Below are 24,766 nucleotides of genomic sequence, written 5' to 3' on the forward strand. Positions count from 1 at the left end.
ATAGCCTGATTAAAAAAATAGAAATCATAAGATTGTCTCATGTTGTCGAAACGGCGACAGCGAAACAGGGGATTATGATTTTTCTGGGGGATTAGTCTATACCAAGCGCCACAATACTTGGACACCCATATATTTTGACCGTTTAATCTTCGTTATACTTCGCTCGGGAAAATTCATCTAGATAACCTCGCTTGGCAGCATAGCTCCTTTTAGTGAAGGCATATCTTGGAAATTGACCGCCAAGTATGCAGTTCTCTCCTATTTACGAAGTAGTCAATATGTCCACAAAATACCCCTCGATTGCAGCTCGACTTAGCAAAAAACTAGTGTCGATGAATCGATGGTCAAAATTCGTACTTATGCTGGCAACGGACTTTGTTGCCATGCCATTCTGCTTCCTGTTTGCCATGGTGCTCAGGCTCGGTGACTTGAAGCTGGCATTGGACTATGAAGTAACGCCTTATTTAGTCGTTGGGGCACTCACAATTATCGTTTTCGCGGCATCAGGTTTATATAAGGCTGTCATCCGCTTCATTGACCGGCATTTGCTCACGCTTACGGGGATAGGACTTGGATTGGCAGTGGTCGCTGCTTACAGCATCATGTTTTTGCTTAACGATCAAATACTGCCGCGCAGCGCGCTTGTGATCTATTGGTTTATTGCGTTTTCGTATGTAGTTGGGTCCAGAATCATGGTACGCACCTTCCTGCGAAGCAATGCTGGCGGTCAACGTCAGCAAAAAAATATCATTGCAATCTATGGCGCAGGTGAAGCAGGAGCACAACTTGCACAAGCACTTCGAGCAAGTGAAAAATATCGTGCGGTCTGTTTCTTTGACGACAAGCTTTCATTACAAAACCAGAATGTTGCCGGTTTAAGGGTATTCCATACAAGTCGCCTTGCTGAAATAACTCAGCAACTGGGGATCAGGTTAATTGTGCTTGCCATACCTTCGGCCTCAACAAAGCGTCGCAGGCAAGTCATGCACCAAATTCATGAAGCAGGGCTGGAAACAAAAACAGTGCAGACCCTTTTCGAACTTGCGGATGACAAGATTTCTGCGCAATCCATACGTGAAATCAAGATCGAGGATTTACTCGGCCGCACCCCTGTTCCGCCACGCCTCGATTTGTTTGCAAAATGTGTTCGAGGCAAAAGCGTGCTGGTTACCGGCGCAGGGGGTTCGATTGGAAGCGAATTGTGCCGCCAGATTATTGCCCAAACTCCAACACATTTGCATTTGCTAGATCATTCCGAGTTTGCGCTATATTCCATCAAGCAAGAATTGCAATCACGCCTCTCAGCAACATCAATCCATGCTCATCTAGGCTCGGTGTGTGATGCCCGACTTGTCGAGCACATTATGCAGATACATAGAATCGACACTGTTTATCATGCCGCCGCCTACAAGCATGTACCGCTGGTCGAAGCAAATATGGCTGAAGGAATTCGGAATAACGTGGTCGGCACTCAAACAGTCGCAGCTGCCGCGAAAAAGTTCGAGGTTCAAACTTGTGTTCTGATTTCCACAGATAAGGCTGTGCGACCTACCAATATCATGGGCGCCAGCAAACGCATTGCAGAACTGATTTTCCAGGCTGCCGCCAAGTCAGATTCCAAAACCACCTTCTGCATGGTTCGTTTCGGGAATGTATTAGGATCGTCCGGTTCTGTTGTTCCTCTTTTTAAGAGGCAGATCGAGCTGGGCGGTCCAATTACAATTACTCATCCCGACGTGGTGCGTTACTTCATGCTGATACCGGAAGCTGCGCAACTAGTAATACAAGCAGGTGCCATGGCAAAAGGCGGAGAGGTTTTTGTTCTTGACATGGGCGAACCGATCAAGATCGTAGACTTGGCGCGCACAATGATTGATATGGCCGGTCTTCAGGAAAAGGATGAGCAAACCCCCAACGGTGATATCGAAATTCGATATGTAGGCTTACGTCCTGGGGAAAAATTGTATGAAGAACTGCTCATTGAGGATAAGGCCTCGCCCAGCGAACATCCTCGAATCATGTGCACGACAGAATACTCGCTTGCGCCTGAAATACTGAATAAACTGATCGAACAGCTATTGCAGGCATGCAACAGCAATGACCACGAAGGAATCAAGGCAATTATGCAAAAAATTGTCAGGGAATATTTGCCCAGACAAAGCGACCACACCGAAGACAATGTGTATTCAAGGAGTTCCAATCCGCATTCGGTACAGACAAAATTATTCGAACCGGTATCTGCACTGCTCAGTCTCCCAAAGTGATATTGCAAACACAGTTAGATCATAGATCCGAAATTTGAGTCCCAACACTGCTGTTACGCTACGCTGGAACGAAGACATCAATGTGATACGCCCTCTCGCCGCAACACCTTAATGAAGGTTAAGAATAAGATCTTGATGTCGAGCCAGAAGGATTGACGCTTCAAGTAGTGAGCATCCAGTCTCACTTTCTCTGATATCGGCAGCTCATCCCTTCCGTTGATCTGTGCCCAGCCAGTCAATCCCGGCACAAGCAAATGAACATTATGGGCTGTTCGCAGTGTTATGAGGTCCTCCTGATTAAACAAGGCAGGACGGGGGCCAATGAAGCTCATGTCTCCGCGGAGAATGCTCCATAGCTGCGGAAATTCATCCAGACTGGATTTGCGCAAAAAAGAACCAATTGGAGTCAAATATTGAGTCGGGTTCTCCAATAAATGGGTGGCCACTGCGGGTGTATCCACTCGCATGGTTCGAAACTTCGGCATGCGGAAAATGTGGTTATTTATTCCTATCCGATCGGACCAATACAAGACAGGGCCTTTGGAAGTCAATTTAATGCCAAGCGCCACAATCAAAAGCGGCAAGGCAAAAATCAGCAGCAGGATCAAGCTTAAAAAGACGTCAAAAGCACGTTTCATAAATCCGTTACATCTCCCCAAGAAAATGTGACACTGTCTTTTCAACAGCAGTACTCGTATCGATTAATGGCTTCCAATTCAATGTTTTTTTGGTGTGCGCAATATCCATCTGTAACGACCCAAGCAACCGATCTGCAATGGCAGATTTCCCTAATACAGCCAAAAATCCCTTGATTAGCCAAACCGGTATCGGTAGCAGAATTGGTTGCCTTCCCATGGAATTCGCAATCAGTCGGATTAGTTCTGAAATACTGAGATCGTTATCGTCAGATACCAGGAATATTTCTCCTGCAGCTTTCGGGTGATTTGCACAGACAACAAGCAATTCCACCAGATTTTCCAGTGCCACCATGCTTCTGCGATTTGAAATATCTTTGAAAGGCAGCGGCAATCCAAGCTTGACCAACTGCATCAGCCAAAGAAAGTTGGCGCGCACTCCCGGGCCGTAAATCAGAGGTGGCCGGACGATTACAAGTTCCATGCCGCTCTGCCTGGACAAAGCCTGCAATGCACGCTCCGCCTCAAGCTTCGATTGGCCGTAAGGATCAAGAGGTTCGGGCATATCGCATGAAGTAAATGGTTTGCCGGAAGTCGACTCGCCATTTACCTTGATACTGCTAACAAATACAAAACGCCTGATCCCGTGGCCGATCGCCTGCTTTGCCAGATTGAGTGTCGCATTGACGTTCACTTCACGGTAAGCGCGAAATGGATCGTTGGCCTTGTCTTTCATCACGTGAACACGAGCCGCAAGGTGTATGACGACGTCGCATCCACTTAAAGCCTGTGACCAATCCGTTGCACACGTCAAGTCACCGGTTTCATATTGAAACTCCGCCTTGTTCTTACGGACGGCTCCAATGTGTGGTATGCCCCTCTTATGGAGCGTGTCGCATAGTGCCGAACCGACGAAGCCATTCGCGCCCGTAACGAGTATCTTATTCATCAGTATTCATCAAACCTCATTACACATGGCAATCAAGAATCGAGGCCATTATCTGCTCATTGATCTTGTGTACATCGAATTTTTTTTCTGCCATGTTGCGGCTTGCACGTCCCATCGAGATGATGGATTCCGGTTTACCCACAAACCGAAGCATTGCCTGGGCCAGCGCTTCAGGGCTGCGCACAGGTACCATGAAACCATTCACGGCCTCTTCAACTGTTTCTCGGCAGCCCGGGGCATCCGTGGTAATGACCGGCCGCCCCATTGCCATTGCTTCCTGCGTGCTTCTCGGTAAACCTTCGCGGTACGAAGGAAGAACAAAGACGCTTGCCTGAGCAAGCCAAGAACGGACATCTGCCACTTGGCCTGGCCATTCGATCAAGCCTTCGTCTACCCAGGCCCTGACTTCTGATTCTGCGAGAGAACCTGGATTCACGTCCACACTGCCCAGCATCAGAAAACGCACTTCTGGATAAAGAGCCTTTACCTTGCGGGCAGCCGTCACGTAGTCGTAAATTCCTTTTTCCCGTAGAAGCCTTCCGATCAAAATAAAGCAGACTGGATGCAGGACCGGATTTGTTACGTGATAATGATTCAAATCCAAACCGATGCCGTTTAACAGACGCACCTTTTCCGCGGCAACCATATGAGCACTAACGAATAGGCTTTTGTCATCCTGGTTAAGCATAAATACCCGGTCAGCCTGGCTCAATCCGAGACGGTACAGCCAAGTAGTGGCCGAGCGCAACAAGCGACGACGTATCGACGGTCTTTCTTCGTCCATGAATACATAACCAGCGCCTTCGATCAATGCATATCGCTTTGGCACATTTGCCAATCGCGCGGCAATGGTTCCATATATAACAGGCTTGATGAAATAGGCAAAAGAAGCGTTCACCTGCAAAATTCGCAGCTTTCGCACGAGCTGGAACAGGCTGAAGATGTCCTTAAACGGACTTATTCCAGCGCGGATCATTGAATAATCTATCGGTTCTGCCCCGAGGGATCTTACTGCTGCCCTGCTCGCATCATCATAATCTGGCGCCAGCGCGTAGACTTCCATGCCATGACTCACCATCTCGCGCACAAGCGGGCCACGAAAATTGGCAATAGAAAAAGCTTGACTGGAAATGAGCGCTAATCGGAGCGGTGGCTTGCCACCATCTTTAACTGATTCCATAAGCAATCATTGTTTGCTTTAATCTTTAATGCTTACGGTCGAAAGATAAAATTCTGTCGCTTCGCTTAAGCCATCGGCAACGCGATGTGTGGGAACATAACCCAAGTGCAACCGAATTTTTTCAATGTCCGCTTGCGAATGGCGTACATCGCCTTTCCGGAAATCCCGGTATAGAGGCTTTGCAGAAGCTACTTGCGGGCGAACTTCTGCAACACGATCGCGTATCAGCATAAATAATTCGTTCAGGGTGGTTCGGTCACCCAATGCAACGTTGTAGATTTGATTTATCGCGTCAGGATCGGCCACTGTCGCAGCAAGAATATTGGCCTGGACGACGTTGGTCACGAAGCAGAAATCACGGCTTGTCTCCCCATCTCCATTGATGTAGACAGGGTCCGAGCGCAGCAACGCTCCATACCATTTCGGAATCACGGCCGCATATGCGCCATTCGGATCCTGTCTTGGCCCAAAAACATTGAAGTAGCGCAGGCCAATTGATTCCAGGTGATAGGAGCGTGCAAACACATCCGCATAAAGCTCATTCACATACTTCGTCACTGCATAGGGAGAGAGTGGTTTTCCTATCCGGTCTTCGACTTTCGGCAAGCCCGGATGGTCGCCATATGTCGAACTCGACGCTGCATAGACAAAGCGCTTTACTTTCGCATCGCGAGCGGCAACCAGCATATTTAAAAAGCCGGAAATATTTGTCTCGTTAGTAAAGATCGGATTTTCCAGCGAGCGCGGCACGCTTCCCAGCGCGGCCTGATGAAGTACATAGTCAGCCCCGTCAACTGCTTTACGGCAGTCATCCAATTCGCGGATATCCCCCTCATGAAAACGAAACCTGTCCCACTGTGCCGCCTGCACCAGTCCACGAACCCGTTCCAGATTGTCCCTGTAGCCGGTTTCAAAATTATCCAAGCCGATGACATGCTGGTCGAGTTTAAGTAACGCTTCCAGCAAATTTGAACCGATAAAGCCTGCAACTCCGGTTATCACCCATATCTTTGGATTTTCGCGCAGGGCCACGCGTGCCTTTTCATAGGCGCTCATGATGCTCCCTTTCAGAGACGCCAGAGCCGGATGCCGGCGGCGCCGAAAGCCACTTGGTCACAAATGCCCTTGACGTCAACTACGACAGGACTCTCTTTCAGGATGCGCAAATAGTCATTCACCTTGAATTCCACGAATTCCCTGTGTGCTACAGCGACCACTACAGCTTCCGCCGGCGGCAATTGGTTTATCGCCTTCAACTCGACTCCATATTCTTCCTTCGCCTCATGCGCGTCTACCTGCGGGTCGCAGACCTGTACTTTGACACCGAAGGACTGGAGTTCCCGAATAACGTCGATGACCCGCGAATTACGCAGGTCCGGGCAGTTTTCCTTGAAGCTTAAACCCAGTACTGTCACAGTGGATTTGCATACATCATGTCCTGCATGGATCAGCTGCTTGATTGTCTGTTGGCCGATAAAGCCCCCCATGCCGTCGTTGATGCGGCGACCTGCAAGGATGACCTGTGGGTGATATCCCAGCATTTCCGCCTTGTGTGTAAGGTAGTATGGATCGACACCAATACAGTGCCCTCCAACCAGGCCGGGCTTGAATTTCAAGAAATTCCATTTTGTGCCGGCAGCCTCGAGCACACTGTTGGTATCGATCCCCATGCGATCGAAGATAAGCGACAGTTCATTCATCAGCGCTATGTTCAGGTCACGCTGGGTATTCTCGATCACCTTGGCAGCTTCGGCGACCTTAATGCTTGCCGCCCTATGAATGCCGGCGGTGACGACTGACCCATACACTGCAGCGACCACATCTAGCGTTGACGCGTCCTGTCCGGATACCACTTTCGTGATCCTGGTAAAAGTGTGCTCCTTGTCGCCAGGATTGATGCGCTCCGGGCTATACCCTACAGTAAAGTCTGTGCCACATTTTAGGCGCGAGACACGCTCCAGAATGGGTACGCAAACATCCTCTGTCACGCCGGGATAAACTGTGGATTCATAAACCACGATGTCGCCCTTCTTGAGTGCCTTCCCCACCGTTTCGGAAGCCCGCACAACAGGAGTCAAATCTGGTTGATGCGCCTCATCTACGGGCGTCGGCACGGCCACGATATGGAAATCGGCCATTGCAAGAATCTTGATATCGGAGGTAAACAATATGTCCGCGCCCTTCAACTCCGAAGCAGTAACTTCGTTGGTGCGGTCATACCCCTCGCGCAGTTCTGCAAGCCGGCCTTCATTGATATCGAACCCGATGGTGGTGGCGTGCTTGCCGAAAGCAACCGCAACCGGCAAACCAACGTAACCAAGTCCGATAACGGAAATTTTTCTTTTATGCATGACGTTGAAATGACATATTTAAAATTTTTACTGATGTTCGAGCCATGATTGGAACATCAGCACATCCCAAAGGTGATACTGCCAGTTGCGTTGACCTGAAAGATGTTCCTTCCATTTGCGTCTAACAAGCTTTGGCAGAAAATATCCTTCATTCCGCATTCTCGATTCATCCAGCAGTGATTCGGCCCATTCCCGCAATGGCCCACGCAACCATTCATCGATGGGCACACCAAAGCCCATCTTAGGCCGTTCAATCAGCTCTTTGGGTACGTAGCGGTATAAAACCTGCCGTAATGCCCACTTGGTTTCGCCCTCGCGTAGCTTCATTGATTGCGGCAAACGCCAGGCAAGCTCTATCACGCGGTGATCGAGAAATGGAACCCGCGTTTCCAGCGACACGCCCATTGCCGCACGATCCACCTTTACCAGAATATCGTCCGGCAGATAAGTGAGCATATCCAGCGCCATCATGCGTTGAACGTCACTGAGGCCCGGTATGGATGGCGCATTGTCAGTCAAGAAGGTAGCAGGTTCGTATCCATTTATTACCACTGATGCGGGGTCATGCCAATGCGATATCAGGCCAAGATATAGCGGGTCAGGCGACTGGCTCGCCAGTACAACACTCCCTTTTTGCATCCTGTGTCCCACGTTGGCGAGCTGGACTGGCTGGGGCAAGTAATCGGCCAGGGCGGTCAGGCCGCCCCATAACTGCGTGGGAATGCTGTTCAATCCCTTTGCCGTCAATTTGCGCAGCGGGAGAGGCACTGCCGCCAGCTTGCGCCAGAGATTTGCGCCTCTGGAATAGCGGCTGTAACCGCAAAACAACTCATCACCGGCATCGCCGGAGAGCGACACCGTAACATGCTGCTTGGCGAGCTTCGACACCAAAAAAGTGGGGATCTGGGAAGAGTCTGAAAACGGCTCGTCATACAATGCCGGCAATTGTGGAATGGCCTCCATGGCCTGCTCAGCCGTAACATAAAGCTCTGCATGGTCGGTACCAAGATGCCTCGCCACCGCCCTGGCATGTCCTGCTTCGTCGTAGGCTCTTTCATGGAATCCGATAGAAAACGTCTTTACCGGGTGCGAAGACTGCGCTTGCATCAACGCCACCACAGTAGACGAATCAATTCCGCCCGATAGAAATGCTCCAAGAGGCACGTCTGCCATCATCTGCTGACGCACTGCATCCTTGAGCAACGCCTCCAGTTCATCCACGATTTGATCTGCATTACCGGACAAAGGATTCGCGACCCCTAGTTCGGCAACTCCCGGGACAGACCAATACGACCACAATCTTGGCTCGCGCTGTTGCAACGACACTGTCAGGAGACTGCCTGGGAGCAGTTTGGCAATACCCTCGTATATGGAATATGGCGCAGGGATATAGTTATGGCGCAGTAGCAGGCTTATCGCACCACGATTGATTTTATTTTCAAAGGCCGGATGTGCTCGCAACGCCTTCAGTTCGGAGCCGAATAAGAATACGGCATTGTTGCCATGCCCTTGCCAACCGTAATACAACGGTTTCTCGCCAATGCGATCCCGACCAAGGGTAAGCATCCTTTCTTTTCTGTCCCACACTGCGAACGCGAACATCCCGACTGTACGTTCTACGGTGTCTTGGATCCCCCATGCGTCGAATCCGGCAAGCAAAGTCTCGGTGTCTGAATGCCCGCGCCAAGTCGGCGCCTGATTTATGGCCTCCAGTTGTTCGCGTAGCTGCAGGTGATTGTAAATCTCCCCATTAAAAGCGATCACATATCGGCTGCTGCCGGATTGCATTGGTTGATGACCGGCAGGGGAAAGATCGACAATGGAAAGGCGACGATGGCCGAAACCAATCCGATGATCCGGGTCGACCCAAAAACCGGCATCATCAGGGCCGCGATGGATGATCGTATCAGCCATGCGTTTAAGCGTAACTTCAGCTCCAGCTTGGCCGAATGAGGCAGTTCCGCCAAGGAATCCAACAAAGCCACACATCAGTGCTTACCGTTTCCAGCTAAATGTCCATAGATTGCCTCAAACCGTTGACGAGCGCGGTCCATGGTGAATTCCTCATATATCCTTGCTTTTGCCTTCTGCCCCAATTTTTGGCGCATGGCCGGGGTCATTGTCAGCAGATTTTCCAGTCCTTGAGCAAGGGCTGCAGCATTCTCTCTGGGCACGACGACACCGGTATCCTTCACCAACACAGCAGCATCACCGACATCCGTTACCACACATGGCAGACCCATGGCCATTGCCTCACCAACCGAAAGGGGAAAAGCTTCCGTACGCGAATGGAGGCACAGCATATCCATCGCCGCCAGGCATACCGGCACATCAGCACGTTCACCCAAAAGCACAAAACGATGCGGATGGCCTGTCTCCGTAATCCACCTTGCCAGCTCCCTGTTGGCTGGAACCAAATCACGACCGACCAGCAAAAAACGAACATGCGGATAACGATTAGCAAGCAGGGTCGCTGCGCGGACAAAATTATGGTGATCTTTGACTGCATGGAAACGTCCCAGGCTGCCGATCACCACATCCTTTTCGCCAAATCCGCACTCGGTCCGCATGACCGCCCGTTGTTCAGCCGTCGCAACCAGTCGGGAAACGTCAAAACCATTGGGGATAACTATCATGCGCCTGGCATCGTAGCCTGCTCTTATATGTGCTTTCTTCGCCGCTTCAGCTACACAAACGATAGTGTGAGGCACGAATTCAGAGATCCATGCACATAGCTTTTGAACGAGTTGAGTAGTCCACGCCTCACCGGTTTTTAACTCTGTTGAATGCACTCCCCAGATCACGTGCCGATTGCCTGCCAAACGCGCTGCTATGCCACCCAGAAAATCGGCATGATACATCCAAGTTTGGACGATGTCAGGACGTAACGCACGGATACGCCGCACAAGTTGCCAAAGTGCGCGTGGAAAGGCCAGCGGTGAATGCATATTCAATGCTTGCACTTCAATTCCAAGTGCCTGCAACTGCTGCCCCACCTTGCCAATGGTGGTAAGCGAAATCACCATGTGCCGAAAAGTTTTATTGCCAAGATGTGATTCAATCAGGCGCTTGAGCATGGATTCTGCGCCACCGACATCAAGACCTGTGATGATGTGAATGATCAGCATGTAAGGTGCAGCTTAAAGATGAAGAGAACCGCTTCCGGAGAAGAAGCCGTTTTCTCGTTGCAAAATCCTGACAAACAATAGAACTCGTGGATATTTAACATACATGCTTTCATGCCTTGTGCCTCGACGGCATGTTTGTGGCAGACGAAACTCAAGGCACTGCGTCAGCAAACAACTCCGCTGCATAGCAGTTCACAATTCCTTCAATCCTGTATGGTTCGATTACAGTTGACGGCACCTGTGCATCGTGAGGCATGCGCTGGATTGCCTGCGCCAACCCCTCCGCTGTCAGAGACTCGGCCAGGATGCATCCCTCTGCTCGTTCGAGAATCTCCTTCACCCCTCCAGGCGATGGAGCGGCAATCACTGGCGTTCCGCAAGCTAGCGCCTCCAGCACGACATTCGGAAAGCCTTCGAGCCGAGAACTCATTACAAAGGCATCGGCCTTGGCAAAGAAGGGATACGGATTTTTCTGAAAACCGGCAAACCGCACTTGCTGGGCCACGCCACTATCCCTGGCCAAACGCTCCAGATCAGTCCTCAACGGGCCTTCACCCAGGATAGTGAGCCGAAGACGAGGATTACCACAGAGCGCCAATGCAGTGATCAGAAGATCGAAACCCTTCTCATGGGACAATCGACCCGCGGCGAGAAGGTGAACGGGGATTTCATTGCCGCCCCCACCTCCCCTTTCGAACCCCGTAATCAACGCCTCCTCAGCCAATTGATGGATACGTTCCACATCTACCGGATTGTGGATGACTACGGCCCTGTCTTTCGGAAAGGCAAAGCTCTCCACGAGATCGTCGCGCATGTAATACGACTGGCAAACGACTTTGTCAAAGCGACCATAAAAGTGACGATAGGCCCACCTCCACAACTCGGGTCGTCGATAACGACGAATGATTTCAGAGACGATGCTGGTCTCCCGCGCTAAATAACGCACTCCGTCCGGCAGAAGCGGCCGAATAATGGCCAGCGCCAGATTGAGGTGTCCCAAGGTGGAAAAGACAACGTCCGGTCGTCGTTGCCAAATGAGTTGTACAATTTTCGGCAGCGCGTATCGCACACGTTCACACTTCAGATCAATGAATTCCACATCCTCGGGTATGGCATCCCGGTGGACAGCTTTACGTGTGTCGATGACCGCCAGCGTCAACTGGAACTTTGAACGATCCAGATAGCGCAGCAGGGTGGCGATCACCCGTTCCGCTCCGCCGCCACCGAGGCTCGGGATAACAAATAAAATGCGACGGCGAGATTCAGCCATAAGCCAGCTGCCTCCTTACACATAGAAACGAAAAAGGCCACACAGCCACTCGGTCATGCTTGGGCACTCTGCTCATTTCGAAGACGGGCAAACGGGATCAGTGACATGGTCCTTACCTGGTTCATTCACAAAACCTCAAACGCTCACTTGGCAGCAGCTCACCCCATGGTACCGACTCAACATTGTCGAACACGGCATTCATGTCATCGAGCGCTCGCTTTAAATAACTCTTCCCACATACCGGCAATCCGCTCCATGGAGAAGCGATCCCGAGCCTCCACTGCACGCGCAGCCAGGCTCTGACGCATCTCATCATCGCCCATCACTCGATCCAGCACAGCGGTCAGACCGGCCACATCTTCCGGGGGCACCAGCAGGCCATCCACCTCGTGGCGAATGATTTCTCGCGGTCCGGTATCACAGTCAAAGCTCACCGCTGGCACACCGTAGGTCAATGCTTCCGCCAGGGTATTGCCAAAACCTTCGAAGCGCGAGCTCATTACGTAGAGATCGGCTCGTTCGTACCACTCGCCTACATTACCTGCTCGACCGGGGAGAAAAATGCGCTCTTCTAATTCTGCTGCCCGTAATTGCGCTTGCAGTGCGTGGCTTTGGGGGCCGTCGCCAAGAATCACCAAGTCCCAGCTGGGGTGTTTATGCGCGAGATTAGCGAACGCTTCTATCAACCAATCAAAACCCTTGTACTCGACTAACCGTCCGGCAGCCAGCATCAGTTTTCGCCCAGGCCGGCAGACCGCATCAGGACTCAACCTGGGCTCTTGTACTGGCAATGGCCAAGGGGCCGCGTTGGGTATGACGGGCACTCGCCGAGCGCTCGTATGGACCTTGAGCCAATGGGCGCTTTCGCTGGTCAGCGCCGTTACGGCATCGAGCCATCTATAGGCAAGGCGACGCAACCGTTCCCATAAAGCGCTCAAAGGATATTGCGGAGGATGGGTATGCTCTGAGCCTATGACTCGAACGTTCAGGCCGAAAGCTGCCATGGCAAGCAGCACATTGGCAGTGGTCATCATAGCCAAGGCAATGCGCGGCCTAATCTCGCGCAGCACTCGGCGAAGCGCGAGCACCCGATGCAGATTCTGCAGCAATCCTGCCAATACGTTCCCACTATCTCCGTCAGAATTTAGCGCGACGCGCTTGACCGACGGATGCAACTCGTAGAAGTCAAGGCTCCGGGGTGCAAGGGTGACGATGGTGATCTCCCATCCTTTAGCCGCCCAATAATTTGCCATGTTGGCCGTTACCCGTTCCGCGCCACCACTCCCCATGGAATGAATAAAAATGACCAAGTCATTCATTTGCACCAACGTCAGGTGGGGTAAGCAATAACGTTTTGAAAGTCTTCCAGTGATGCATCCCGGATTGGCTGCGTCTTTCCGCCTGTGACGATTTTTTCGATTCGATAGCCCGCGCCCTCAAGCCAATTCACCAATGCCTCCGGCTCATAACCGGCAGCCCGGCAGGTATCCCTCCCGATTTCGAGGATTAATATTGGTCGACAAGTTGCCAAAGTATTCACTGCGCCACGCAAGGCAATCCATTCCGCCCCCTCAATGTCCAGCTTAATGAGGTTCACTCGAGGGACCTCCAGGTCGCGGAGTACATCATCCAGCCGCCTAACCGGTACCACTTCGCGAGCATGATGACGAGATTCAGAGGCAAAGAGTGTCGGCAAACCTTCATTTCTTGTTCCGTCGAAGAACAACTTCGGCTCGTCGTAAATTGGCAAATTTCCTTCTTGCTCACCTAAGGCAACCGGAACGACCTGGACATTTCTATAATTGTTCAGCTTTACATTTTCGAGCAAGCGCTGTCTATATTCCGAAACCGGCTCAAAGGCAATTACTCTGCCCTTCGGAACAGTCTTGGCGATGGCAATAGAGAATTCACCCTGATTAGCTCCAATATCAAGAAACACGCTGTCTGCATCCAGCAATTTTTCGATTATCGTTAACTGGTCTCCGGAATAGCTGCCGCGGAAGAATATCTGTCCGCCCATGTGCTCCCTTAAAAAGCAGTTAAATTTGGCATTCCCACGGAAGTCATTAATTACCAAAGGTGAATGCGGCGCATGTCTTGCAGCCCAACGGCGAACAAATTCACAAAGTCGCCCTAATCCAATTCCTCTAATTCGATAAGCAGGACGAGTGAAGCGACGTAGAGTGTAATAAACATTCGTCATTTTTTTGCCTTTCTCCCAACGAACCCAAGCAGCAAAAGTGTTATTGCATACATCAGAGACGTCGCAAGAACAATCCCTTTTAATTTCAAAATTGGAACAAGAATTATCATGGCAAGCAGTTTTATCAATAGATTGGCTCCTGCTACAGCCGCAATTGCCCTATGCTTTCCCTGACTGGCCAGCAGCGAAACCAGAACGATGCTCGGAAAATAAAACGGCAACTGAGCCATTCCATAACGCAGGACTTCTGTTACAGCCTCAGTTTGCTGAGCTGAGAATGCTCCGCGTTCAAAGAGCAATTTCACACCCCAAGGCGCCATCCACCAACCAACAATCATGGCGGCCATGCCGAGCGCGAACAGGATGCGTACCCACCGCACCGCAACATGATGCGTTTGCCCTCCTCCCAAGGCTTGAGCGCGAGAGAAAACCGGCAGCGTGGCGCGGGATACCGCTGTGGCGCCCAATGCAAGAATCAGGGCGAGAACGCGGTTTGCGTAGCTAAGCGTGGCGATGGCTCCCGAGCCTATGCGGGCAGCAAAAAACTGATCGATGATTCCTGTGAAGCTCATCAATGCCTGCCCTGCCAGCATTACACCGAAGCCCTGCCAAAAAAAATTCCATTGAGGAGATTGGTGGGTAAAGAGTGGCGCCTCGATTTCCCTGCTCCTGGCTAATGGGAAGGCCAAACCCGCCGAATGAAGGACAAAGCCGGCAAGAGTTCCCCATACCAGAGGCTCCGCGTGATCACCTGGCAAAATTAATAAGGCCGCCAAAATAGCTAGCGCCGGCACACTTTCCAGCAGCGTGTTGGCGTGGCGTCCATTGGCGAGCATCCAGGCTGAAAAAAGGCTGATGAGAATACCCAGAGGACCCAGCAGAGCCAGGCGCGGCACCATGTCAACTGCTGCGGCTGTGGCTGTGGATGAGAGGCCTGCCAATGGTGAGCGAATCAGCAATGGCAAACCGAACCATGCCAGCAAGGCCAGTACCAGACCAAGCAGGAGGGCCAACCCCAACAGTTCTGCCCGAAAGCGCGGCAGTTCCGACGACGCTTCCTGCCGGATGCGGGCAACCAAGGGCAGGAGCACAATCGTCAGGACACTAAACCATACAGCCACCGGCCAGTTGATCAAATTGAAGATGAATAAATAAGCATCAACCTCGTCGCTGACTCCATAACGCCAGGCGATCGCCATTTCCTTTGCCGCTCCGGCCAACTTGCCAAGGAAGACGAAAAATGCCACCCAGGCCATACCGCGGGCGATCGCGTGATGATCAGGGTGCGCAGTATGGATACGCGCCCTTATCGCACTAAATACCTTCATAGGGGAAGATCGGGTTTCGAATGGCGCTTCTGCAATCCAGCCATGTCGGAGCAGACCTGCAGGTGTTGAATCGACAAAATCCGGTGCCGCAAAAATATACAGACTGCCTGTCCTTCATGCAGCTTTGCAGTTGCATGAAACGCGGATCGAGGGCACAAGTTTTGCCAAGGCTCTTTGCGAGGGAAGAGATGGAAATCGCATAAAATTACCGATCGCGCATTTGGTTGACACATTTTACGTGGCGCAATGGTAGCACGCGATGCTACGATAAATACTCTCCGTCGTGATTATCTGCCGTGATCATGCAAAATAATCGATGCCGGAATGTCTGTTCGATCCGACATGGCGCGTCAGGCGACCTGCCAGGCTAACGGCACATCATCTTCTCTTCCCCAAAATCATCCAGCGCGGCGACCTGAACCGAACGATCCGGGCATAGAGCCAGATATAGCTCACGATGAACAGCAGACTGAATACCATCAACACCCAAGTATGCTGCCAGAACAGGGTTGCCGGCGCCACGGCCATCAGTGAGAGCAGCCACAGATAAGGAGAAGTTATGGCATTTTGCCGGGTCAGCGCCTGTGCGTCGCGGTCGCCTACTGCCCAGACTGCTATCCGGCGGAAAATCAGGCTGTGCAGGTGAATGCCGTCCGGGGCCCCGGGAGATTGCCCCCGCAAGAAAAAGCGCCGGTATACGGAGAAAAGCGTCTCAAATACCGGATAAATCAGCAAAAGCAATGCATACCAGGTTGACACTTCCGGATTGCGCATGACTAGCAGTATCGACAGTTCTCCCAGCATGAAACCCAGGAAGTAGGCGCCGCCATCGCCGAGGAAGATCAAGCCTGCCGGATAATTCCATATCAGAAAACCGGCAGTCGCCCCGGCAACGATAAAAGCGGCAACCAATATGAACATATCGTTCACCTGCCACGCTACATAGCCAAGTGAGAAGAGCATGCAAATGGTAACGACGCTCGCCAAACCGTTGAACCCGTCGATAATATTGATTGCATTGGCGATCCCTGCTACAGCCAGCACCGTCAGGGGCAAGGCGATCCAGGCATATTTCAGCCACCAGACCGAAAAAAACCAGTCGATCCGCTCGATTCGAGCATCGAGAAAAAAATAGCCGACGGCAGCCGCAGCCATCGTCAGGATCAAGCGACGGCGAGGGCTTACCCGCTTGGTGAAATCCTCCACGATGCCGCCCAAGAATGCCACTCCGGAGCATGCCAGCAGCAGCAGAATTCCTTGGCCGATCAAAGGAGCACGCCATGTCGCAAACAGACTGGTCAATATGACGGAGGCGAAAATTCCTATTCCGCCAATTCGAGGCACGGCCGAGGAATGGACTTTCTGTACGCCTGACAGATCCGAATCCAGCGCAGCCTGATGCAACTTGGACTGCTTGATCAGGAGCAGTGTCAAAAGTGCGGATGCGATGAAGCTAATCAGAAAAGAAGACATTGCTTTTACATGTTTGCATCCAACCGTCAATCTTCCGGTATCCAATGCCAGCGTCGGCTGCTCTAAACAGGCGGCAAAATGGCTGATAGTTTAAACCAATGCAATACAATTAAGTTGCAAAACTTGCATCTCCGGCCTCGAAGCAACGAAGGAGTCGCTAGCGACTATTGCTTACCAGGCGTGTATGGACTGAAATTGCTCCAAAGCCGCTTGGTTAACCGCGCTTCTCTCTTTGTCCAAGAACCAGCCCCATTTATTGAAGTAGAGAACTGCTGATCGAATATGGTGAAAGAGCAGCTTTCTATTTTTATAGGAACCCTTCACATACTCATGGGTGATTGACACAAGCGGGAAATACACCGTCCTGGCAACGCGTCCGATCCGCCTGGACAAGTCGACGTCCTCCAAATACATGAAGAAGCGCTCGTCGAATCCACCAACCTCGCCCAATACCGAGGTCCGAATAAACATGAAACAGCCAGACAGCGCCGGCACATCCATGATTTTTTCGTAGCCGCTCATGCGCAGTTCATAACGGTCAATCCAGCCAAAAGATTTATAGAGCCCCGGCGCGAAGCGGCGCATTAACAAGTCCAATGGTGTTGGCAACAGCTTGCACAAATGCTGCCGACTTCCGTCGGGATAACGTATGTCCGGCATGATCATTCCGACGTCGGTATGTTCTTGCATGAACTCGGTAAGAGCCGGAATAACGTCACTATTAAAGTATGTGTCCGGATTGAGCACCAAGTGATACGCGGCTCCCCTTTCAATGGCACTTTGAATCGCGACGTTGTGGCCTGCACCGAATCCTGGATTTTCGGGCAAATGAATATAAGCCACACCAAAGTTTCGGGCCACCGCGGCTAGTCCGTCGTCCGGCGAATTATCAACCAAGGTCACCCACAACTCTGGAGAATCTGAGTGTGGACAGGAAGCAAGGCTATTTAATACCCGGGCGATTTGTTCCGGCGCATTCTGATAGCAAACCACTGAACAGCTAATGAGCATTAATCCACCTTGTTAAGGACTCGGAACATAGTTCAAGTGCCAATGCTTTAAAAGCGGAATCAACCCAGATTACTCAAAACACCCTTTCTATCCGGAGTGTTTTTATCGGAATACTGTATTTACAGAAGAAGCAACGGCAATGCCGACCAAAACTCCAGCCGCAATCTCGATTCGACTGTGCCCGATCCGCTCTCGCAAGCACTCCGTCAAGCCTTCTGATGAAAACAATCTATTAATAGCAGCAGCTTGCCTTCCTACTTGCTTACGCAAGCTATTTGCATCAAGCATGACGATAAACGCAATGGTTACCGCGACACCAAAGGCGGGATGAGAGATTCCTTCTTTGAGCGCGATAAGCGTGGCCGTACTACTTACGATAGCACTATGATTGCTCGGCAGCCCCCCGTAACCAATCAATCCGAATGCAAATGTTTTTGAACGTACGCTGTTAATTATGAATTTCAGTGTGCCAGCAACCAGCCATGCCGCAAATGGCGTAATCACATATGAAATACTCACGGATTATCCTTTCACAGGCCAGAGAGCCCATCCACAGGCTCCGACCCAAAGCATTACTGTAACGAGCAACTGCCAGTCCGCGAGCAAGGCATCCGTTGGTGATTCACCTCCATCAAGCTCTTCTACGACAAACCAGTAACGAAACATCCCAAATAGAACCAGAGGCACTGTAATGATCATGTTGGGTTTGGCGGACATTACGAACAGAGCATAGAAAATCAAAGCTCCCGTTGCGGACATTTCCGCATAGCGGTCTACTAGTGAGACAGAATATTTTTCAAGTACTTTTCTACCTTCAATACCACTTTGACTAAGCTCCTGTCTTCGCTTAACAGCTGCAAGATATAGCGCCAGGCAAAGCGTCGTAATAAACATCCAGCCAGATAATGGAACTGTCAGCGCCACTGCACCGGCATATACGCGAAGCACGAAACCAATGGCGATCGTGAAGATATCGATAACTGGCTGATGTTTGAGGGCAAAGGTATAGGCTACGTTTAGCAACAAATAGCCGGCGATTACCGATACGACGGCCGGCGCTATTTTCCAGGCGATGACCAATACCCCATATAAGCAAAGGAGCAAGGCTATTGCCGTATTTTTTGCAATCACGCCTGCGGCCAAGGGACGTGACTTGGATTTCTTTGGATGGCGGCGATCACCTTCAATGTCACGTATGTCATTAACGATATAGACTGCCGACGAACCCAGACAGAAAAGGAATGCAGCGAACAACGAGAGCCCGATCGCCTCCGGCTTCAAAAACTCACCTGCAAATACAAGTGGCGCGAGCACAAAGCCGTTCTTAACCCACTGTTTAGGACGCATAAGCGCGACTAGTCCACGCAGTTTTTCTATAGGCGAGCGCCTTATTACGTTATCATGCATGCGCTTTTAATTAGGCAGCGTTAATAGAGCAGTCTGCGACGAAAAAAATTACAAAGAGCGTAATTCTCGCATTAATTGGTGCCACGGAAAATAATAGCGAACCAAATGTGCGATCCGGGTATATGGCGGCATAATCAGGTCAATTTCCTCTGCTGGCGGCTCCGGCACCATTGCTAAAATTGCAAAAACCCCGGCAATATATGCGCTTTTTCGCCAAGGCTTACAGATCATGAAAGCGCTAACTCCTTTACAAAAGGAAGACGAATATTCAGAAAGAATCCCCAATCGAGTATCCCTATCGGATCTATTCCATATAGCTTGGGATTGACGTCAAACGAAAGATAAGTCGCTTCTCTCCGAATATTTTGAGGAAAACTGGACTAACGCAGAAAATACTTCTTATTGGCGCGAACTCCGCAGTCGCCGAAGCAACTGCACGTCGATTTGCAAAAAGAGGAGCGGCGCTCTATCTGTTGGCTAGGTCTAAGGAGCCGCTTAAAGATTTAGCTCACGAGTTGAAAATTGAAGGTGCAGCATCAGCGGACTATTCATCGTTTGAAGCCAATGAGTTTAATACTCACGAAGCGTTGCTTTCCAAAGTGATCAATTTAATGGGCGAGATCGACATAGTGCTAATCGCTCACGGAACATTGAGTGATGAAGAGGAATGCAGGCGGAGTTTTGAGAAGACTCTGTAAGAGTTGAATACAAATGTCATTAGCATAATTTCGCTGCTTACTTACTTGGCGAACTATTTTGAGCAGCGGGGGCATGGCACGATTGCGGTCGTCGGCTCGGTGGCCGGCGACCGAGGGCGTCAGTCCAACTATATCTACGGAACAGCAAAAGGCGCAGCGGCAATTTTTCTTCAAGGATTACGGAATCGTCTTCATAAATCCGGTGTGAATGTTTTAACGATCAAATCTAGCTTCGTCGACACTCCAATGACAAGTGCGTTTAGAAAAGGGGCACTTTGGACTAGCCCGAACATTATCGAAAAAGGGGTGGAACGATCGATCTTAAAAGGCGAGATATTGCCTATTTACCAGGATAGTGGCATTTAATTATGCTGATTATAAAAGCCTTGCCAGAACGACTCTTCAAGAGAATGAGTTTATAAATTCCAGAAACTTAAGCAGCTAGCGAAAAAAAGAAGTTCTTGTCGCCTAGCTTCCAAAACAAAGGCGGGTTTTAACGTATTAATAGTTCCCATCGCACCATATCTTGAGTAAGTCTTTTAGTAGATTTTCTTACACGATTGCACGCCATATAGAAGCTCGCAAATGAATTCGACTAATACACGTTTTACGACTACACAGATACTAATTCTGTTTTGCAGCAGTGTACTAGTGTTGCTTTTATCAATGTATTACCGCCTTGGACCAGAACTGGTTGATGACGGCGCATTTTTTTTGCGCTACGCAGAAAATATGCTTAAAGGAGAGTTTTGGGTTTGGAATATTGGGGAGGCCCCTGTGTGGGGAGCCTCTGCCCCTCTCTACCCACTATTAATCACCCTTCCAATGGCATTAGGAATTGGTCCGGAGGCGGCCGTTATTGGTATGGGATTCACTTTAGCTTCTATTAGCTTGGCTGCGACCGCCTTCATGCTCGGTCATCGATTCGGTATATGGACAGGAATTGCCTTCCTTGCCTTTGCGACGCTAGATTCTTACATGATGTGGTTTTTGGGTTCAGGATTGGAAACTCCATTGACCATTGCGTTGCTGACTTTTGCAGCATGGACACTCTTGTACAGACCTTCCGCATGGATAGTTGGGCTAGCCGCCGGCCTGCTTATGGTAAATAAGCTTGACCTTGTTCCGGCAGGAGGGTTACTTCTATTTGCCCATTGGATTCAAGAGAAAAAGTTCCCCAAAATTGCTTGTATTCTTGCGGCTGCCATTGGCTTGGCATGGTATGGTTTTGCCTGGTTTCATTTCGGTGCACCAGTGCCAAATTCATTTCTTACGAAATCTTTGCACCAAAACGATTATCCAAAAAGCATTGATTGGACTTGGTTTGGGCAATTTATATTTGGGGTTGGCATCCATAAATGGATGACTGGATTAACCATATTCGCTTTATTACGTGTTGCAGGCGTAAAGATAGCATTTGCATTTTTCCTCGTCGGCATGGTGCTTGTTCATCTAGTGGCCTACACATTGAAGTATCCGTTTGAACCCTATAACTGGTACGCGATGCCCGCAGTATATTCAATGCTAATTTGGGGAGCGATCGGTGCAAATTTGCTTGCACAATTAATCAACCTACCGCTTAAAAGTGGCGTGTGGCTCGGCCGTGCGACTGCATTTTTAGTTATTACAGTAATCTCTGCCAATGCCATCAATTCTGAGAAGCTCAATACATCTCAGATTAATACATATACCTCATATTTTGAGGCTGACCGTGCAGAAGCTGGTCGATGGGTTGAAGAAAATACGCCCAAAAATTTTGTTGTCTATTCACGCTGGGGACATCCTGCCTACTACTCACATCGCAAAGTATTAGATGGCTCATTCCTTAATCGACGATATGAAGCAGGAGACTTAATCGAGCGATATCGTCCAGAGATTCTCATTCTGCAAGGTGATTCAGGTACGACTCCAATGAATCCTAAATTTAGTGGAGTCAACACCGAACACTATCGTGTAGTCAAAGTTTTTGACAAAACCTATTCGTTGGGAAAGGACTATTTTTTTGGTGTACTTGCTCGTAAAGATGCAATTGCGCAGATCTCTAATATCGCGCCTCCGCAGGACCTCATGTCCTTTGTGAAGGACTTTGAACTCGGCGACCAGTTCGGTACATTAAGATCACTCGGAGTGGATACACTGTTTGTACACCCCGGCAAGAATACGCCGACCAAATTTAGCTTTAGTGTCGCCGAATATTTGAATAATAATGATCATGGAAGATTGCGCTTTTACGGTCGTATCGCAAATATTCCTAAAGAGGCAATCCGGCGAGGGGCTGGCAACGTACTAATACGTATTTCACAAAATGAGAAGCAACTTATGGAGGCTGTTGTCAAAGTTAACGAACCTTTTCGAGGTGATATCGCTGTGACTAAGCAACAGCCGTTAAATATTACTGTTGAAAACAATGGTAACGCGGATACCGACTGGCTATTGCTATCAATTCATTGAAGCTTAAATCAGATGCGACAAATATAGTCAGATAGACATATCACGCAAATCCGAAATTGAGGCCATTACATGACATATATACCTCTTATCTTGTTCTGTTTAAGAGATTGAGTAGATGTTTGTTACCATGGAATTAGTCTTTTATCTAAGGCGGACCATATTTCACATATTTTCGCGACACGCGTCCGCTGAACATGCCTTCTTTTTGCCCATACTTCAGGTAAACCTCGAATCGCATGCAATTTTGCGCGCAAAATCAATCTGCCTTGGCCCCGAAGCATAAATCGGAAAATCGAAATTAAATTCAGTAGTAGGTGTAGCGGTAGCAGCAATATAAATAACACGTTTGGCATATTTTTTATAAATGTCCACACTAAGTTTCGGTGGCCGTGATATACAGAAAAATCACTATGCCGCCCTCCAGTGCTAGCCGATCCAACATGATGCACCACAGCATTAGGGACATATAGCGCTTTATAGCCGGCCAATCGCAATCGAAAACCCACATCAACATCTTCGACATAGCAAAAGTAGTCTTCGTCGAAACCGCCAATAGCCAACAGCGCTGTACGGCGGTACAAGGCTGCGGCTGCACAAGGAGAAAATATTTCTCGGCTGACCAAATCTTGAGGTTTAGCGAGCATGCCATAGCCTTCCCGACGAACACGGCCGCTCATGTTATAACTGTCACCGGTTCCGTCCAAAACCTCGGGCCGCTCGTAGCACAGTTGACGTGAGCCAAAAGCTGCTGCGTTTTGATGAGTGGCGGCAGCCTCTAGTAAATGCTCCAACCAATCAGGCTTAGGGAAAGCATCCGGATTTAATAGGGCAACGTACTCGGTGTTGCAAAGTCTCAACCCTACGTTATTGGCCCCAGCGAAACCTAAATTCGACTTCATTCGAATGACAGTCACGTCAGGAAACTTCTTTGCGAGTTCACTAGGATCCTCACGACTTGCGTTATCTATCACCAATATTTGTTTTGGTTTTATAGTCTGGTTAGCAAGATGAAATAGACAGGTACTTAGAAGATCTGCGCTATTCCAATTAACAATAATAACCGTCACTGACATGAATTATGTCTCTCCCCATACGGCCAGTAATTCATTGACATAATTAGCAGTAGATTTGGGCTTTCTCGCTCGACAACTTAAACGGTTGAATAGTCCCGGTTCTTCAACCAGGCGCAAAAGCTGCTTTGCAAGTTCGATTCGATTTCCTGGAGAGAAAAGCAATCCGTTCTCATCATTGCAAATAACTTCGGAGATGCCAGGGAAATTAGAGGCCACTACAACGCATTTTGCTGCTTGAGCCGAATACACGACCAAAGGAGTATTTTCGTACCATAAAGATGGCACAACAAGCACATCCAAATCCTCCAAGACCGCGGAAATTTTTGAGTTAGGAAAGACCCCACAAAACTCGATATTTCTGTCGCACCCAGCTAATCGCTTTAATTCCATCGAATAATCTGGAAAGTCGGCCGGATTACCAAAAATCTTGAGGGTCGCGAGGTCAGGAGGCAACTCCTTAAATGCATCAATTAAAATGTGACAGCCCTTATGTTTAGCAAGCGTACCTATAAAGCCAATTCGAATTGGCTGGCGAGGCGCTAAGCGTGGCAATTTCTCCAAACCAACGTTAATTCCATATGCAGACTCAATTATTCGATCCGCAGATACCCCATATCGTATTAAGAGTCCGGTCATGAACTGATTAGGAGCAACAATTTTGTTTAACTGATTAAGCCTTGCAACGTTGATATGAATGCGAGAGCTAACTGCTTTAATTTCTTCTCTTTGCGGATACGCAGGCAGGGCTCCCAATTGCGTCAGGTGAGCGATTGCATCGACCCAGCTGACTGGTATCCATTCGGCGACCTTAGCGACCAGTCCAGATTGAGTTTGTTGTGCCAAATGTTTTACACAATTCCCTGAATATGCGCTTGGGCCTTTACATACTTGGCCATCACACAACACAAGCTGACTAGAATTGCAAATGGCCCAGAAATCGGTGGGCGTCATGAAGGCAGGAATCCGCGCTTCCACAGCACATTCGATGAGTCCCGTGCCTAACCGGTTTAGATGGAAAAAGTGGACTATTTCAGGTTTAAACGATTTAAGGATTTGTCTGAAATAACTCGCCGCGAGCTTATTATCGTAACTAAGTTCGATAAGGGAATTCTGACCCGCCATAGGAGTATAGGAATGATGAAACCGGTAGACAGCGATGCCATCAAAGTCATACTCGTCAAATCGGTGTACCTCTAATAACTCATCGGCCGCGGGATATCCGGTCAAGATCCGAACGTCATGACCACGGGCGATTAGCTCTTTAGCTACCGAGTAGGTTAAGACTTCTGTTCCAGATGCATATTGCGGAAAAAATTGATGAACAGTTAGCAGAATTCTCATGGAG

19 protein-coding genes and 1 pseudogene are annotated in these 24,766 nt (G+C 49.6%); 3 read left to right on the forward strand and 17 right to left on the reverse strand.

Annotated elements, in window-relative coordinates; genetic code table 11:
• Window positions 1-359 precede the first annotated feature (359 nt).
• Complete coding sequence (locus HGHM_RS21265; protein WP_019141883.1) at window positions 360-2,264, forward strand: polysaccharide biosynthesis protein; 1,905 nt, start codon at window positions 360-362, stop codon at window positions 2,262-2,264.
• A gap of 77 nt (window positions 2,265-2,341) precedes the next feature.
• Here the strand turns inward: HGHM_RS21265 and HGHM_RS12550 are convergent, their stop codons facing one another.
• The 15 genes from HGHM_RS12550 to HGHM_RS12615 form a co-directional block, all read right to left on the reverse strand.
• Entirely contained in the window at window positions 2,342-2,902 is a 561-nt protein-coding gene (locus HGHM_RS12550) for a sugar transferase (protein ID WP_026075971.1), read from the reverse strand.
• Between the two features lie 7 nt (window positions 2,903-2,909).
• Window positions 2,910-3,848, reverse strand: a complete 939-nt coding sequence (locus HGHM_RS12555; RefSeq protein WP_019141885.1) for a UDP-glucose 4-epimerase family protein — start codon at window positions 3,846-3,848, stop codon at window positions 2,910-2,912.
• 19 nt (window positions 3,849-3,867) lie between these two features.
• Window positions 3,868-5,028, reverse strand: a complete 1,161-nt coding sequence (locus HGHM_RS12560) for a glycosyltransferase family 4 protein (RefSeq protein ID WP_019141886.1) — start codon at window positions 5,026-5,028, stop codon at window positions 3,868-3,870.
• Between the two features lie 18 nt (window positions 5,029-5,046).
• A complete protein-coding gene (locus HGHM_RS12565; protein ID WP_019141887.1) occupies window positions 5,047-6,084 on the reverse strand; it encodes an NAD-dependent epimerase/dehydratase family protein in 1,038 nt (345 codons plus the stop codon).
• 11 nt (window positions 6,085-6,095) lie between these two features.
• Window positions 6,096-7,379, reverse strand: coding sequence for a nucleotide sugar dehydrogenase (locus HGHM_RS12570; protein ID WP_019141888.1), 1,284 nt, complete (start codon window positions 7,377-7,379; stop codon window positions 6,096-6,098).
• Window positions 7,380-7,406: 27 nt separating this feature from the next.
• Entirely contained in the window at window positions 7,407-9,368 is a 1,962-nt protein-coding gene (gene asnB / locus HGHM_RS12575; protein ID WP_026075973.1) for an asparagine synthase (glutamine-hydrolyzing), read from the reverse strand.
• Window positions 9,368-10,507 carry a glycosyltransferase family 4 protein gene (locus tag HGHM_RS12580; RefSeq protein ID WP_019141891.1) on the reverse strand — a complete coding sequence of 380 codons (1,140 nt, stop codon included), beginning with the start codon at window positions 10,505-10,507 and terminating at the stop codon, window positions 9,368-9,370. The genes asnB and HGHM_RS12580 overlap by 1 nt, the downstream gene beginning before the upstream one ends.
• A gap of 151 nt (window positions 10,508-10,658) precedes the next feature.
• A complete protein-coding gene (locus HGHM_RS12585; protein ID WP_019141892.1) occupies window positions 10,659-11,777 on the reverse strand; it encodes a glycosyltransferase in 1,119 nt (372 codons plus the stop codon).
• A 203-nt stretch (window positions 11,778-11,980) separates the two neighbouring features.
• The gene (locus HGHM_RS12590) at window positions 11,981-13,096 is read right to left on the reverse strand and encodes a glycosyltransferase family 4 protein (RefSeq protein WP_019141893.1); all 1,116 of its coding nucleotides are present in this window, start codon (window positions 13,094-13,096) and stop codon (window positions 11,981-11,983) included.
• Between the two features lie 11 nt (window positions 13,097-13,107).
• Entirely contained in the window at window positions 13,108-13,980 is an 873-nt protein-coding gene (locus tag HGHM_RS12595; protein WP_081583563.1) for an FkbM family methyltransferase, read from the reverse strand.
• On the reverse strand, window positions 13,977-15,308 hold the full coding sequence (murJ, locus tag HGHM_RS12600; protein ID WP_019141895.1) for a murein biosynthesis integral membrane protein MurJ: 1,332 nt from the start codon (window positions 15,306-15,308) through the stop codon (window positions 13,977-13,979). The genes HGHM_RS12595 and murJ overlap by 4 nt, the downstream gene beginning before the upstream one ends.
• 378 nt (window positions 15,309-15,686) lie before the next feature.
• Window positions 15,687-16,781: a glycosyltransferase family 4 protein gene (locus tag HGHM_RS12605; protein ID WP_019141896.1), complete on the reverse strand. Its 1,095-nt coding sequence runs from the start codon at window positions 16,779-16,781 to the stop codon at window positions 15,687-15,689.
• A 171-nt stretch (window positions 16,782-16,952) separates the two neighbouring features.
• Window positions 16,953-17,792, reverse strand: coding sequence for a glycosyltransferase family 2 protein (locus HGHM_RS12610; RefSeq protein ID WP_026075974.1), 840 nt, complete (start codon window positions 17,790-17,792; stop codon window positions 16,953-16,955).
• A gap of 102 nt (window positions 17,793-17,894) precedes the next feature.
• A complete protein-coding gene (locus tag HGHM_RS22655) occupies window positions 17,895-18,311 on the reverse strand; it encodes a divergent PAP2 family protein (RefSeq protein WP_075111715.1) in 417 nt (138 codons plus the stop codon).
• Window positions 18,312-18,314: 3 nt separating this feature from the next.
• The gene (locus HGHM_RS12615) at window positions 18,315-19,199 is read right to left on the reverse strand and encodes a decaprenyl-phosphate phosphoribosyltransferase (protein ID WP_019141898.1); all 885 of its coding nucleotides are present in this window, start codon (window positions 19,197-19,199) and stop codon (window positions 18,315-18,317) included.
• A gap of 365 nt (window positions 19,200-19,564) precedes the next feature.
• Between HGHM_RS12615 and HGHM_RS21270 the strand changes: the two are divergent.
• Window positions 19,565-20,263: pseudogene (locus HGHM_RS21270) on the forward strand (SDR family NAD(P)-dependent oxidoreductase).
• A gap of 219 nt (window positions 20,264-20,482) precedes the next feature.
• Window positions 20,483-22,348 carry a glycosyltransferase family protein gene (locus HGHM_RS12625; RefSeq protein ID WP_187370975.1) on the forward strand — a complete coding sequence of 622 codons (1,866 nt, stop codon included), beginning with the start codon at window positions 20,483-20,485 and terminating at the stop codon, window positions 22,346-22,348.
• 122 nt (window positions 22,349-22,470) lie between these two features.
• Here the strand turns inward: HGHM_RS12625 and HGHM_RS22660 are convergent, their stop codons facing one another.
• Both HGHM_RS22660 and HGHM_RS22665 read right to left on the reverse strand, forming a co-directional pair.
• Window positions 22,471-23,421, reverse strand: coding sequence for a glycosyltransferase family 2 protein (locus HGHM_RS22660; RefSeq protein ID WP_075111716.1), 951 nt, complete (start codon window positions 23,419-23,421; stop codon window positions 22,471-22,473).
• Window positions 23,422-23,424: 3 nt separating this feature from the next.
• Window positions 23,425-24,762 (reverse strand): glycosyltransferase, encoded by a 1,338-nt coding sequence (locus HGHM_RS22665; protein ID WP_075111717.1) that lies wholly within the window; start codon window positions 24,760-24,762, stop codon window positions 23,425-23,427.
• Between the last annotated feature and the right edge of the window lie 4 nt (window positions 24,763-24,766).

The organism is Noviherbaspirillum massiliense JC206 (assembly GCF_000312045.1).
Classification (GTDB): Bacteria; Pseudomonadota; Gammaproteobacteria; order Burkholderiales; family Burkholderiaceae_D; genus Noviherbaspirillum; species Noviherbaspirillum massiliense.